At 59.5% G+C, this 13,843-nt stretch carries 12 protein-coding genes and 3 tRNA genes; 5 read left to right on the plus strand and 10 right to left on the minus strand.

The window, feature by feature from the left end:
• Positions 1–28 precede the first annotated feature (28 nt).
• From H6F58_RS05850 to H6F58_RS05875, 7 genes are all read right to left on the minus strand, one after another.
• The gene (locus H6F58_RS05850) at positions 29–451 is read right to left on the minus strand and encodes a DoxX family membrane protein (RefSeq protein ID WP_195181315.1); all 423 of its coding nucleotides are present in this window, start codon (positions 449–451) and stop codon (positions 29–31) included.
• The gene (locus H6F58_RS05855; protein WP_060701379.1) at positions 444–863 is read right to left on the minus strand and encodes an organic hydroperoxide resistance protein; all 420 of its coding nucleotides are present in this window, start codon (positions 861–863) and stop codon (positions 444–446) included. Before H6F58_RS05855 ends, H6F58_RS05850 begins: the two co-directional genes overlap by 8 nt.
• A 47-nt stretch (positions 864–910) precedes the next feature.
• Positions 911–1,351, minus strand: a complete 441-nt coding sequence (locus tag H6F58_RS05860; protein ID WP_195181316.1) for a MarR family transcriptional regulator — start codon at positions 1,349–1,351, stop codon at positions 911–913.
• Positions 1,352–1,532: 181 nt separating this feature from the next.
• A complete protein-coding gene (locus tag H6F58_RS05865; protein WP_195181317.1) occupies positions 1,533–4,880 on the minus strand; it encodes an efflux RND transporter permease subunit in 3,348 nt (1,115 codons plus the stop codon).
• A gap of 195 nt (positions 4,881–5,075) precedes the next feature.
• A complete protein-coding gene (gene mgrA, locus H6F58_RS05870; RefSeq protein ID WP_195181318.1) occupies positions 5,076–6,107 on the minus strand; it encodes an L-glyceraldehyde 3-phosphate reductase in 1,032 nt (343 codons plus the stop codon).
• 208 nt (positions 6,108–6,315) lie between these two features.
• Positions 6,316–6,438 carry a hypothetical protein gene (locus tag H6F58_RS18310; RefSeq protein WP_280521026.1) on the minus strand — a complete coding sequence of 41 codons (123 nt, stop codon included), beginning with the start codon at positions 6,436–6,438 and terminating at the stop codon, positions 6,316–6,318.
• Between the two features lie 11 nt (positions 6,439–6,449).
• Positions 6,450–6,755 (minus strand): hypothetical protein, encoded by a 306-nt coding sequence (locus tag H6F58_RS05875; protein WP_195181319.1) that lies wholly within the window; start codon positions 6,753–6,755, stop codon positions 6,450–6,452.
• 511 nt (positions 6,756–7,266) lie between these two features.
• Between H6F58_RS05875 and H6F58_RS05880 the strand changes: the two genes are divergently transcribed.
• Positions 7,267–7,773: an OsmC family protein gene (locus H6F58_RS05880; RefSeq protein ID WP_195181320.1), complete on the plus strand. Its 507-nt coding sequence runs from the start codon at positions 7,267–7,269 to the stop codon at positions 7,771–7,773.
• 70 nt (positions 7,774–7,843) lie between these two features.
• Here H6F58_RS05880 and H6F58_RS05885 read toward each other — a convergent pair whose 3' ends face one another.
• From H6F58_RS05885 to H6F58_RS05895, 3 genes are all read right to left on the minus strand, one after another.
• Complete coding sequence (locus H6F58_RS05885) at positions 7,844–9,331, minus strand: malate:quinone oxidoreductase (protein ID WP_195181321.1); 1,488 nt, start codon at positions 9,329–9,331, stop codon at positions 7,844–7,846.
• Between the two features lie 78 nt (positions 9,332–9,409).
• Positions 9,410–11,254 (minus strand): ABC transporter substrate-binding protein, encoded by a 1,845-nt coding sequence (locus H6F58_RS05890; protein ID WP_194943829.1) that lies wholly within the window; start codon positions 11,252–11,254, stop codon positions 9,410–9,412.
• A gap of 151 nt (positions 11,255–11,405) precedes the next feature.
• Positions 11,406–12,338 (minus strand): 2-hydroxyacid dehydrogenase, encoded by a 933-nt coding sequence (locus tag H6F58_RS05895; protein WP_195181322.1) that lies wholly within the window; start codon positions 12,336–12,338, stop codon positions 11,406–11,408.
• A 173-nt stretch (positions 12,339–12,511) separates the two neighbouring features.
• Between H6F58_RS05895 and H6F58_RS05900 the strand changes: the two genes are divergently transcribed.
• From H6F58_RS05900 to bcp, 4 genes are all read left to right on the plus strand, one after another.
• Positions 12,512–12,587, plus strand: a tRNA-Lys gene (locus H6F58_RS05900).
• A gap of 47 nt (positions 12,588–12,634) precedes the next feature.
• Positions 12,635–12,710, plus strand: a tRNA-Lys gene (locus H6F58_RS05905).
• Positions 12,711–13,144: 434 nt separating this feature from the next.
• Positions 13,145–13,217: transfer RNA gene (locus H6F58_RS05910), tRNA-Lys, on the plus strand.
• Between the two features lie 65 nt (positions 13,218–13,282).
• Positions 13,283–13,774, plus strand: a complete 492-nt coding sequence (gene bcp, locus H6F58_RS05915; protein ID WP_060701385.1) for a thioredoxin-dependent thiol peroxidase — start codon at positions 13,283–13,285, stop codon at positions 13,772–13,774.
• Positions 13,775–13,843 lie beyond the last annotated feature (69 nt).

The raw sequence follows: 13,843 nt of genomic DNA on the forward strand, positions 1-13,843 counted from the left end.
CCACACCCCTGAAATCTCCCGAGCGCCCCTAGCTCTTGGTCCGGAGCTGATCCCGGTCGCGCCATGCGCCGGTGGCCCACAGAGCCAGGGCGATGAGCACCGGCTGGAAGAAAAGCCGGGCTAGCCGCTTGCCGTCGGTGTCGAGCCCAAAGGCATCCCGGTGCTCAAGCAGCTGGGCAATATTGCCAGGGAACACGGCTACGAAGAACAAGGCAACAATCCAGCCGACGTGCACGCGCTTCTTGAGCAATGCCAGCAAGGAGACGCCAAGCCCCACCTCGGCCACACCCGAGACGATGACCACCAGATCCGGATCCAGCGGAAGGCTCGGCGGAACCTGAGCCTGGAACTCTTCGCGGGCAAAGCTCAGATGGCTGATGCCGGCGTAGGCCAGGAACGCGCCCAATGCCAGCCGGGCTGCGTGCCTCGGGTTGCTGAGCTGTCTAGTCATCGGAGACAGTGACGGTGACGTCGATGTTTCCGCGGGTGGCGTTGGAGTAGGGGCAGACGGCGTGGGCTGCGTCGGCAAGCTCCTGCGCTGCTTCGTGGTCCATGCCCGGGATGACCACTTCAAGCTCAACCGAGAGCTTGTAGCCTTCGCCTTCGCGGTGCAGGCTCACCCGTCCGCCGACACTGGAATCCTCAACCTTGATTTTGCGGGCGCGGGCCACGGTGTTCAGCGCCGAATGGAAGCAAGCCGAATAGCCTGCGGCAAAGAGCTGCTCCGGGTTGGTGCCGATGCCGCTGCCGCCCAATTCCTTCGGGGCAGTGAGGACCAGGTCAAGACGTCCGTCTGGGGTCTGGGCGCGGCCCTCGCGTCCCTGGCCGGTGGATAGTGCTTCTGCGGTGTACAAGGTTTCCATTGTTCTGCCTTTCTTAGGGGTGGACGTTCTTCGGGGACCGCCGGGATTCAGCGGTCCGCCAGGGGGAGGGTTTGCATCGTTTGGGTGATTCGATGCAGCGAATTCACGAGCGCTGTGGCGCTTTGGACGTCGGGAAGCCCCGTGCCGCAGGCGATTTGTTCTGGGATATGTGCCAACTCCTGGCGCAGCTCAGTCCCCGATTGGGTCAGCGCCACGTTGACGACCCGGCTGTCGGCTTCGCTGCGCTGCCGCTGGATGTAGTCTTTGCTTTCCAGGCGCCGCAGCAGCGGAGAGAGCGTCCCGGAATCAAGCTGGAGCATATCGCCGATTTCCCGCACCGGCTTTGGTCCTTCATTCCACAACACGACCAGCACCAGGTACTGGGTGTAGGTCAGCTGCCAGGGGGCCAAGAGCTCCGCGTACGCCCTGTTGGTTGCCCGGCTTGCCGAGTACAGGGAGAAGCACACCATCTCATCAACTATCGCCATGAGACAATGATTGCACACAATTAAATTGTGCACAACTTAAAATTGCAAGAAAGTGCACTGCCGCCGTTTTTGCCTCGAATTCCGGCGGGGGAATGAGGGAAATTGCCTGTCGAAAATAGCCCAGGGCGAAGAACAAGCGAGGCGGAAACCTCCAAAAAGGTTTCCGCCTCGCCTGTTCCGGTCAGGAATCTTCTGCAGAATCCTTGGCCGACTTATTGATCATCTCTTCGATCGCCCGCCGTTCCTTGCGCGTCGTGGGAATCTGGCCGGTGAAAGGGTGGACCACCGAAGCGCCGGGCCCCGCATTTGGCTTTGGGTTGCGGACCGTGGTTTCCGGTTCCTTGGAAGCCGCGCGTGCCGCCGGGGCAGCCGCGGCGGGCGTAGCGATCTTGGCGCTGGCAGTATCCATGGCCACAGCTAGATCTGCAGCGTCGGTGCCCTGTTGTGCCGAGTGCTTGTGGTTGGCACGGCGCGTAGCGCGCTTTTCCTTGCCCGACTCGACCAGGCGGTAGAGCACCGGAACCAGAACCAGGGTCAGCAGGGTAGAGGAAACCAAGCCGCCGATCACCACGACAGCCAGCGGCTGCGAGATGAATCCGGATTGGCCGGTCAGTCCCAGGCCCATCGGAATCAGAGCGAAAATGGTGGCCAGCGCAGTCATCAAAATCGGGCGCAAACGCTGGCGGGCACCGTGCATGATCGCGTCGTTCAAGCTCATCGCCGGACGCTCGGGTGTTGCCACGCGGTACTGGTTGATCAAGTCGATGAGCACGATGGCGTTGGTGACGACAATGCCCACCAGCATCAGCATGCCAATCAGCGACGGCAGGCCCAGCGGGATGCCCGAGATCAGCAGCAGCCCGATGGCGCCGGTGGCAGCAAACGGAATGGATACCAGCAGAACCAGCGGCTGGATCAGCGACTTGAACGTCGCCACCATGATCACGTAGACGATGGCAATCGCTGCAAGAAGTGCCAGATACAGCTGGTTGAAGGATTCCGCCTGCTCTGTGGCCGCGCCGCCAACCTCTGCGCTGGCACCCTGGGGTAGCTCAACGGTGTCCAGGGTCTTGGCAACCGCCGTCGAAACCCTGCCCAGCATGTTCTCTTCGGGAGTCAGCGTCACCGTGGCAATGCGTTCGCCATTGGAGGTCGTGACCTGCTGGACCACGTTGGCGCGATCCACCTTGGCAAGATCCTGCAGCTCTTGCACGCCGGTGGCCGTCGGGATCTTCAGCTCGCGCAGCTTCTGCAAGCTGTCCAGCTTCATTCCCTCGCCGATCTGCACCGTCAGATCCGTGTAATCCAGGCGCAGCGTGCCAGCCGGGACAGGGGAGACCTGGCCTGCCACCATGGAAGCCAACTGCGACTCGGTCAGCCCGGCGGCAGCGGCCTGATCGGCATTGATGTCGATAGATACCTGTTCGCGTTCTGCCGAGAGGTTATCGGTGATGCCCGTGACGTGGGCGGTATCTTTCAACGCTTCGCGCATCTGCTGCGTAGCCTCGCGCAGCAGAGCCTCGTCCGGAGCCTTGATTTGCACGGTGACATCGCTGGATGCCATGGCCGAGGAATTGGAGCCAAAGGTGACGGCCATGTCCTTTGAGAGATCGAGCCCGTCCACCTGCTGGCGCACCGTAGTGGCCAGCGCTTCCTGGTCAACGTCGGGGTCGGTGATGGCCGTGAAGCTGGCAGTATCCGAGCCCGAAGCGAACATGGCAGCCATGCCGCTGGCGGTGCCCACCGTCATCTGCACATCTTCAACGCCATCGATCTCGCGCAGCATCGATTCGATCTTTCCCGCTTCTGCCACCGTGGTGTCCAGGGCCGTGCCGGAAGGCATCTTCGCGGTCACAGTGATCGAGTTTTCACCGGTGGAACCCAGCAGGTTGGTATTGAGCAAGGGCGTCATGGCGACGGTACCGGCAAGAATGAGCACCGAGGCCAGCAGGGTGATCACCGGATGCTTCTGCGTGGACTTCAGCACCGGCAGGTACGCGCGCTGCATCCAGGACTTGTCCTCGGCGAGGTGAACCGTGCGCGCCTTGTCGGTTCCCGGGCGATGCGGAAGGAACCAGTAGGCAAGGACCGGGACGATCGTGAGCGACACCAGCAGTGAAGCGAGCAGCGCAATGGTCATGGTCAAGGCAAACGGGCTGAACAGCTCGCCGGCCATGCCGCCGACCAGGGCAATGGGGAGGAAGACCGCAACAGTGGTCAACGTGGCTGCGGTAATAGCCCCGGCAACTTCCCTGACGGCCAGCAAGATGGACTGCGCCTTGGATTCGCCGAAGGACAAATGCCGCTTGATGTTCTCGATGACCACAATCGAGTCGTCAACCACTCGGCCGATGGAGATGGTCAGCGCACCGAGGGTCAGCATGTTCAGCGTGTAGCCGAAGACGTTCATGCCGATGAAGGTGACCATCAGCGAGAGCGGAATCGAGATGGCGGTGACCAGCGTGGAACGTACCGAGAAGAGGAAGACCAGGATGATGATGACCGCAAAGCCCAAGCCGAGGGCGCCTTCGATCGCCAGGTGGCTGATCGAGTCCTCGATGAAGGGCGCCTGGTCGAAAATCGTGGTCATGGTGGCCTTGTGGCCCAATTCCGACTCAAGGTCGGCGACCATGGCCGCTACCGCGTGGGAGATCGCGACAGTATCGCCATCCGGGGTTTTGGTGACCGAGATGGACAGCGTTTCCTCGCCATTGGTGCGAGTGACGCTGGTGGCGTCATCGGCCTTCACCGAGACGTCGGCAACGTCCTTGAGCAGCACCGGTCCGTTGTCGGTGACCAGGGGAATGTCCTTGATGGCATCCAAGTTATCCGGGGTGGATCCGGCAATGACCGGAAGTTCCAATCCGTCCACGTCCATATTGCCCACCGGGATGGGCGAGCCGGCATTTTCAATGCCGTCCTTGAGATCTCCGACATTGAGCCCTGCGCGAGTCATCTCGCTGTCCTTGGGGATCACGGCGATGTGCTGGGAGGCGCCGCCGGACACGGAGGCTTCGCGCACCCCGTCGATTTTCTGGAGCTTGGGAAGCGCAATGCGCTCGACATCGTCATTGAGCGCGTCGAGGGACTCATCGGATGATACCGCGAGCATCAGAACCGGCAGATCGGCAATGGAGCCAGCCAAGGCGGTGGGCTCGACGCCGTCTGGCAATTGCTGCTTGGCGTTGGAGATGGCGCGCTCCACCTGTGAGCGGGCGCGGTCCATGTCGGTCCCGTATTCGAAGGTCAACGCGATGCGGGTGAAGCCGGCCTGCGAGGTAGCGCTGGATGATTCAAGCCCTTCAACCGCCTGCAGTGCTGTTTCCAGCGGGGCAGCGACCTGTTCATCGATGACCTCGGGGCTGGCACCCATCTGGGTGGCCATGACCGAGATCTGGGGGAACTCCAAGGACGGGATCAGTTCCTGTTTCAGTGATCCCATGGAGATCACCCCGAACACAGCGGCGAAGATCGTGACCAGCGCAATGAGCGCCCGGTTCTTCAATGACAAGATGGCCAAGCGTTGCATGCGGGTGTAGTCCTAGCTAGGTCGCAGTACGGAAGAGGGCTTGGCATTAAGTCTATGTGGTTGTTGAAGCGCAACTGTCAGTTCTGAGGCCAAATGGGCAAAGATCATCCGAGAGGAGTAGTACCACAGCAAAACCCCTTGAACGCACTCGCGCTCAAGGGGTCCAGCTGTGTCAGAAGTGCGCAACCAAGCAAATTATGCCCGGACGTTTCCTCCTGGTTCTGCGGCGAACTGGTCGATGGCGGCCAATTCTTCAGCCGAGAACTCGAGATTGTCGACTGCGGCCAGCGAGTCTTCCAGCTGCTTCACGCTGGAAGCGCCCACCAGTGCGGAGGTGACCGGTGTGCCGACCGGCTGGTCGCGCAGAAGCCATGAGATCGCCATTTGAGCCAAGGTCTGCCCGCGCTGTTCCGCGATGCCGTTGAGCCCGCGGATGCGGTTCAGGATGGGCTCGGTAATGGCGGATTCGGAAAGGAAGCGCCCCTTGGTGGCGCGGGAGTTTTCTGGAATGCCGTTCAAGTACCGGTTGGTGAGCAAGCCCTGGGACAGCGGGGAGAACGCGATTGATCCGGCGCCAGCCTGTTCCAGGGCTTGGAACAGATTTGGTTCCCCGGCTTCGGTCCACCGGTTGAACATGGAGTAGCTCGGCTGGTGGATCAGCAGCGGGGTTCCCAGCTCCTTGAGGATTCGCGCAGCTTCAAGGGTCTGCTCGGGGGAGTAGGACGAAATGCCGGCGTAGAGGGCCTTGCCGGAACGCACCGCCTGATCAAGCGCCCCCATGGTTTCTTCCATTGGGGTTTCCGGGTCGGGCCGGTGGCTGTAGAAGATATCCACATATTCCAGTCCCATGCGCTCCAACGACTGGTCAAGGCTGGAGAGCAAGTATTTGCGCGAGCCGCCATCCCCGTAGGGGCCCGGCCACATGCGGTGCCCGGCCTTGCTGGAGATGACCAGCTCATCGCGGTAGGGCTTGAAGTCCTGGGCAAGGTGACGCCCGAAATTGGTTTCGGCCGTGCCATCCGGGGGACCGTAGTTATTTGCCAGATCGAAGTGCGTGACGCCAAGGTCAAAGGCGCGGCGCAGGATTGCATTCTGCTCGTCGAAGCGCTTGTCATCACCGAAGTTGTGCCACAGGCCCAGTGAAATTGCGGGAAGTTTCAGGCCGCTTCGTCCAACGCGGCGGTACGGCATGGATTCATAGCGGTTTTCCGCTGCGGAGTAAGACATTGATACCTTTCAGCAATGCTGCGCCGAGCTGAGCTCAGGCGGTCGGATGCGAGAAATAGCGGGGAGGTGGAACCAATCGCCAATTAGAGCCTATCGGCTGCCCAGTGATTCGAGTCACGGCGACGCGCAGTCAAGGCTCCTGGGCAACGCAGGAGCCACTAAGGGACGCGATCGTGGCGGCCCTGTCCCCTGATGGCATCCGGTGGGGCTACTTGAGGAGCACGTTGACCTGTTCATTGGCCTTTGCACGTGAGCTGGCAGGATTTCCGCAGGTCTGCGGTTTGCGCACGATGCTTAGCGGGTCATCCACTTCTTCCAGTGCGCTAATCATTATCCGTAGTCTCATCCTTGAGACGTCGCCAAAGCTGCATCGATTACAGCCTTGAACTGATCTTGATTAGTGGATTCGAGGGGAGGAATTGCGTCGCGCCAGCGGTTGGCAGCAAGGAGCCATTGGCAAGCGCCCTGTTCTCCGTCAATGTCGGACACCATCATCCACACGCCGTGAGCCAGCAGAATGCGAGCTTGGAATGTATTCGTGGGGATGGATCCGTTCTCTTTCTGCCAGCGATAGCTTGCCTCAGGGTCTTTGGCGCCGGCTACAGCGGAGACCGTTGCAGCACCAAGGACCGCGTTTGGCCTCGGCACGATTTCGGGGGAGCTCCTGCGTAAAGTTTCCGCCTGGGCTGTTCCAGTAGTTGTCGGGATTCCCGCCTGCAGTTCCATTCACTGAGGCGCATCAGCACTTATCTGATTCAGCTTTCTCAAGAAGGCGGGATTCGATTCGATAAAACGGCCATGACACTGATTTACCACTGAAATAAGCGGGAATATCGAGCTGTGAAGCAACCAGTAGCCAGCACAAAGCTGAATCTGGTTGATGGATGTCAGCTTGCCAGCGCAAGGCTGGTTTCTTGTGATTCCGCGAGTCCCGGCGTTTTCCCCACGGCAACTTGGGTCTGTTGGCAGTTAACGATCATCTGTCCAGAGGTGGAACAGGCCATTGGAAGCCATCCCACCTGCGCGCGAGTTAAGGGGGAAAGCGCAGGCTTGCCGTCGCCCTAAAAAACACGAAATGCAGCGGGTTCAGGCGGGGATTCTGGGCGCATACTCGGTGTAGCGGGAACTGCCCGCGGATCATCGCAGGAGGCTGGGGAGCATGGATCGGGAGACATTGCGCAGCGTGCAGAGACCATTGAAGGAGCTCTACCGCGAAGAGCCGCAAGCTGGCTGCATTGTGCTGGAGGCCAGCGGCAAGCTCGGGGAGGAATCCCTGTCCTGTTCGGTGGGCACCGGCCAGGCCATGGTGCGGGCGGGGTTGCATCCGTCCACCGGTGGCGATGGGTCGCTGGCCTGTTCGGGGGATATGCTGCTGCAGGCGCTCGTGGCCTGCGCCGGGGTCACGCTGGCGGCGGTGGCGATCAATCGTTCACTGAATGTGAGCGGAAGCATCCACGCCAGTGGCGAGCTGGATGTGCGCGGCACCCTGGGCCTGGATCCGCTGGCCCCCGTGGGCTTCAAATCCATTGCCCTGTCCTTCGAGCTGGACACCGAGGCCAGTGATGAGGAAGTGGCGCAGCTGATCGAGACTACGGAAAAGTATTGCGTGGTGCTGCAGACCCTGCGTTCCGGGCTCTCCATAGAGGTCACCTCTTCAGCGGCATGACAAAGGCCCGGACCGTGATCCCTTCCCTGGAAGGGAAGGAAACGGCCCGGGCCTCGTTTTTTGAAACTTTTTAGAGTCCCAATACCTTATCGGTGGCTGCCTTGACCTCGGCGTAAAGTGCCGGGTTTTCGTTCAGCTTCTGGCCGTAGGAAGGAATGACGTCCTTCAGCTTCGACTCCCAGCCCGCGAACTGCTTCGGGAAGCAGCGCGAGAGCAGGCCGATCATGATCGGGGTAGCAGTGGAGGCACCAGGTGAAGCGCCGAGCAGGCCGGAGATGGTGCCGTCCGAAGAGGTGATGACCTCGGTGCCGAACTGCAGCACGCCGCCCTTCTTGGCATCCTTCTTGATGACCTGTACGCGCTGGCCCGCGGTGATCAGTTCCCACTGGGAACCATCGGCGGCCGGGAAGTACTCGGCCAGTGCCTCGTCCTTCTTGGCGCGGGACTTGAGAACTTCCTTGATCAGGTAAGTGGTCAGGTCCAAGTTGTCCTTGCCGACAGCCAGCATCGGGATGATGTTGTGCGCACGCAGCGACAGCGGCAGATCCAGCTGGCCGGTGGACTTCAGGAAGTTCATGGAGAAGCCGGCGTAAGGGCCGAACATCAAAGAGCGCTTGCCATCAACAAAGCGGGTGTCCAAGTGAGGCACCGACATTGGAGGGGCGCCCACCGATGCCTGGCCGTAGACCTTGGCGTTGTGCTGGCCGATGACCGACTCGTCGGTGCAACGCAGGAACTGGCCGGAGACTGGGAAGCCGCCGAAGCCCTTGATCTCGTCAATGCCGGACTTCTGCAGCAGCGGCAAGGCACCGCCACCGGCGCCAACGAAGACGAACTTGGCCTTGACGTTCTTGACTGCGCCTGAGGCCTTGTCCTTCACTGTCAGTTCCCAGCCGGCACCGGAGCGCTTGACGTTCTGAACCTTGTGCCCGTAGTTCACCGAGGCGCCAGCGGCGCTCAGCGAGTTGGTCAGGTCGCTGGTCAGCCGGCCGAAGTCAACGTCGGTTCCTGCCACAACGCGCGAGGCCGCTACGGTCTGCGAAGCATCGCGTCCCTGGGCAACCAATGGAGCCCACTGGTTGATGGTGTCCAGCTCGGTGGTGAATTCCATGTCCTCGAAGAGCGCGTTAGGCTTCAAGGCCTCATAGCGGGTCTTCAGGTACTTGGAGTGGTCTTCGCCGATAACGAAGGACATGTGGGGCAGTGCGTTGATGAAGCTGTTGTCAGCTGCGCGCTTGTTCTCCACGGCCCAGGAGAAGAACTGGCGGGAGATCTGGAACTGCTCGTTGATGCCAATGGCCTTGGCTGGATCAACTGAACCGTCCGCCGCGGCCGGTGCGTAGTTCAACTCGCACAGGGCCGAGTGGCCGGTTCCAGCGTTGTTCCAAGGGGAGGAGGATTCCTGCCCTGCCTGGTCCAGGTTCTCAAAGAGACCAATAGACCAAGTTGGTTCCAGCTGGTTGATCAGAGTGCCAAGGGTGGCACTCATGATGCCGGCACCGATTAGTACTACGTCAAAAGATTCGGTTGACGTTTCAGAAGGCACGAGGATCTCCATCGACAGTGATACTTTGCTCTATCCCAGAGTAGACCTAACCCCCCTAGGGTCAGAAATCCATAACTGGGTTAACGGTCATTAACTTGAGATGGCTGGAGAATTCGTCATCTGGACGTCGGCGAAGCATTCGTTGAGCATCGGAGATGGCGGATAGAAGGTGACATTTCCGTTAAATGCCAGCGCAGAGATTGGAAATACCAGCGGCAGCAGGGGAAGGTCCTCGTCCAGCGTTTTCAAGATGCTCGCGTAGGCTGCGGTGCGTTCTTCGCCCGACGGGATCGATCGAGCGAGCATGATTTGTGAGTCAAGTAACGTGGACTTGTATCCGAACTCATTGCCCTTGTTGGCCAAGATGCCCGAAAGGAAGTCGTCGGCTGACCGGTAGCCGCCAGAAAAACCGAGCAGGTGCAGCCCGTTGAACTCGCTTGACAGGACAGTTTTGGCATAGCCGTCGGTCCAGGCGATGGGACGGGGCTTGATCCGGATGCCCGCCTGGGCGAGATCTTCAGCGATTTGCGCGAAGGTGCGTTCAGGCAGCGGCAAGTAGTTGCGCGAGACCCGCAGCGGGTAGGCGAACTCGATTTCCTCGCCCTTGTAGCCAATCCCGGCCAGCAGCTCCTTGGCCAAGGCCACATCATGAGTTGCGGTGTCCTCCGGGTTCGGAATGCTCAGTGATGGAGGCAGGATGGTTGCCGCATATTTGGAGCCCTGGATGAACAACTTGTCGGCCAGTGAGCTTCGGTTCACTGCGTGGGCTATTGCATGGCGGAATTCTGGCTTGGCCAGCCAATGGTTGCGCTGGTCCATCCCGAGATACAGCACGGAAAAAGGGTCACGTTGCACGACGACCTTGGCGCTTCGCACCAGGGTGCGCATGGTGTCCACCGAAACCATGTCAAAACCGTCAATCTCATCGGCCAGCAGGGCGCCTTCTCGATTATAGGGAGAGGGAATGGAAGAGACGAGAACGACTTCAGGATGCTGCTTGTTGTCGGTCAAGCGTGCCTGATTCCAGTAATCGGCAAAAATCTCCAGCCGGACAACGTCATTTTCGAGGGAAACGAATTTATAAGGACCGGTGCCCATGGGCTTGGCAGTCAACGATTGCGCAGGGTTGTCCTTGGGGCCTCCGGTGAGCGCGCTCGGAGCGGCAATCGCCAAGCCCGGAAGCGTCAGGGCTTCAATCAGGCCCGGCAGCCGGCGCCGCAAGTTCAGGGTGACGACATACGTATCAGTGGCCTTGATGGATCTGAAGTGGCTTGCAGAACCACCCTCGGATTTGCCTTTGAAAAGATCCGTGGTGAATTGCTTCTGCAGGTCGGCAAGTTCCTGGAGGCGCTGCTGCTCTGCTGCGAGTTCTTCAGGTGTGGCGTTCTCTTTTTCCTTGGCCGGGATTTCAAGATCCTTGGCCTTGGGCAGTGTGGGAATGTTGTTGTCGTAGTGGAATACGCCGAAGAAACCCTGCGTTGACTGTCTGCTCAGCGATGCCGGGAGCGATTCCCACCGCTTGAAGTTCGCAACTACCGCCTGGGCATTGAGTTCGGTGCCGTCATGAAAATGCACGCCTTGCCGCAAGGTGAAGGTGTAGGTCAGGCCGTCATTGCTTTCAGTCCAGGATTCGGCCAATCCAGCGACAGCTCCGCCGGTATCCGGATCAATATCGATCAGCGTTTCATAGACCTGGCGCGTGATGCGGAAGGACTCGTTGTCGGCCACAATGGCCGGATCGAGCTTGATGGGGGGAGCGGCGGCTGCCAATCTCAGGGTGCGAGGAGCCGGCTTGGCGGACGCGCTAGCTGCAGCGGTGCTTGAAGCCGTGCCCGCGGTGTTTCCAGTGCAAGCAGTTAATGCCAGCGCAGTTGTCGCTAATGTACCGGTCAGCACCGCGCGTCGAGATACGAAACCTAGTGGCAAATCGGGCACTGGGATGGCTCATCTTCCTTTTAGCAAGCAGTTGGCAATTCCACGCACCACCAGAACCGGTGGTGATGTATTGGTATTTATCAAAGATAGCGCACCAAAGCTTAGGCCCCGGGGGCTGAAACTCCCGGGGCCTGGAACTGTCGCCGAATCGTTAGCTACCGTGCACTTGATTCTCGCCGGGCTGCCCGGCCGACCATGCGGCCAGCTGGCGGTGCAGCAGCTTGACCATGCGAGGGAAGAAAGCCGCCGTATTACCGCCATTGTGCGGAATAATCAGTGCGTTGGGGCATTTCCACAGCGGATGATCCTCGGGCAAGGGCTCCGGGTCGAAGACATCGGAGGCGACATGGAGGCGTCCGGACGCGACTTCGGCCACAAGCGCCTGGGTGTCGACCACCGGACCACGCGCGACGTTGACAATAGTGGCGCCATCGGGGAGTTGCGCAAGCAGCTGTGCATCCACCAAGTGATGGGTGGAATTGTTCAACGGAACGATCAGGATCAGCACCTCGATCTTTGGCGCATGGGCAGCAAGGTCGCTGGCGGCGAGGATCTCGCCATGGTCATCTGTGCGAGCCATGGAGCCAAAGCGCAGCAGATTGACCTCAAAAGGTTCCAGCCGCTTGCGGATCTCCTCGCCGATACCCCCGACGCCAACAAGGCCCACGGTCCGATCGGCCAGTCCTGGCCACTGCTGCGGATTCCAGCGCGCGTCGCGCTGATCGCGGACGGCCTGCGGGAATCCGCGCAGCGAGGCGATCGCCAATCCGATGGCCATCTCTGCTGTTGATGCCGCGTGGACACCTGCCGCGGTGTTGATATCTGCTCGATCGCCGATGAGTTCCACCATGCCGTCGTATCCGGTGGTCTGCGTCTGCACGATTTTCAGGTTCGGCGCTTTGCGGACATTGCGCAAGGCCGCGGGGGCTGCCATATATGGCATCACCGCGATCTCGATGTCTTCGAGGGGTACCTGCGGGTCGGTTTGGAGGTCCCAAAGCACGGGTTTGAGGTTTTCGGGCAACGAACCGACGGCATCGATGAGTTCTTGGCTTGGGAAAGAAATGGTTCTTTGGGCGCTCATGGATTCACTCTACAAATGACGCCAAGACTTGAGAAGTAACCCCTAGTCATATCCTGTAATGAAGGTCACCGCTCATCAGGGCCCATTGAATTTGCGCTGGGGAATAAAGCTGGTAAAGTTTTATCTCGTTGCGAAAGCGCGGAGCTCAAAAAGCTTCTAGAACATCGCAGCGGGCGCCTCTAGCTCAATTGGCAGAGCAAATGACTCTTAATCATTAGGTTCCGGGTTCAAGTCCCGGGGGGCGCACCAACATATTTCTTGGTTAAGCCGATAAGTGTGTTCAAAAAAATAAATAAGCGCCTCTAGCTCAATTGGCAGAGCAAATGACTCTTAATCATTAGGTTCCGGGTTCAAGTCCCGGGGGGCGCACCAAAATCAAGGTTCGAATAGTTGCCACGCATGGCAGCGCTTCGGACCTTGTTTGCTTTTTGAAGTGAACTTCTCCCGCGCCCGCCGCCCTTGGCCTGGTGCTATGGCGCACAAGGGAATCCGCGGCATCCAATTCACTGCAGTGGCTGCGTCGAGGTGGCGGGCCCCATCTGCTAATCGTTCACCGGGATGCCGCTTGCGAATAATCCTGGTTGGCGCTCCCGATTCCGGGCATGCCCCGCAAGTTGTTGGCCCGCGGAAAAATTATTTGTGTCTTGGATTACTAATATCCGCACTGGTAGTCCAAAAAAGGCTTTGACCTGTAGTTATGCGATAACTGACCGGCTGTGCGCCGATTTTTGATTTTGAGCAGTTTCTGTCTATGATTATCTACGTTGCAAAGACGGGTTGTGAAAACGAACTAGTCAGAGCGATATGCGCCTCTAGCTCAATTGGCAGAGCAAATGACTCTTAATCATTAGGTTCCGGGTTCAAGTCCCGGGGGGCGCACAGTTGATCCGATCTGATTCTTCAGATCGGATTTTTTGCATACCGCGATGAGAAGAGGTTCAGCTATGAGTACTTCCGAAGCAACCGCACGCCTGGCTGTTGGCGACCAGGCTCCTGACTTCACCTTGAGTGATGCTGCCGGCAACGCGGTGGCGCTGGCCGATTACCGTGGCCAGAAGACCATCATCTACTTCTACCCGGCCGCATCAACGCCTGGCTGCACCAAGCAGGCCTGCGATTTCCGCGACTCGCTGGAGTCGCTGAAGGCGTTGGGGTATCAGGTTCTGGGAATCTCTCCAGACAAGGTCTCCAAGCTCGAAAAGTTCGTCGCAAAGGAAGAGCTGAATTTCCCGCTGCTTTCCGACGAGGACCACGCAGTGGCTGAAGCCTATGGCGCTTGGGGTGAAAAGAAGAACTACGGCCGCGTTTACGAAGGGCTGATTCGTTCGACGATCGTCCTGGATGAACAGGGTGCGGTAACCCTGGCCCAGTACAACGTTCGTGCCACCGGACACGTTGCAAAGCTGCGCCGTGACTTGGGGATTGATCCAAAGTAGGTAGTGGTGGTGCCCGATTTCATATCGGGCAGAACTTCCGTTACACTAAATGAGGTCGCCTTCAAGGAT

It is taken from the genome of Glutamicibacter sp. FBE19 (assembly GCF_015524875.1).
Classification (GTDB): domain Bacteria; phylum Actinomycetota; class Actinomycetes; order Actinomycetales; family Micrococcaceae; genus Glutamicibacter; species Glutamicibacter halophytocola.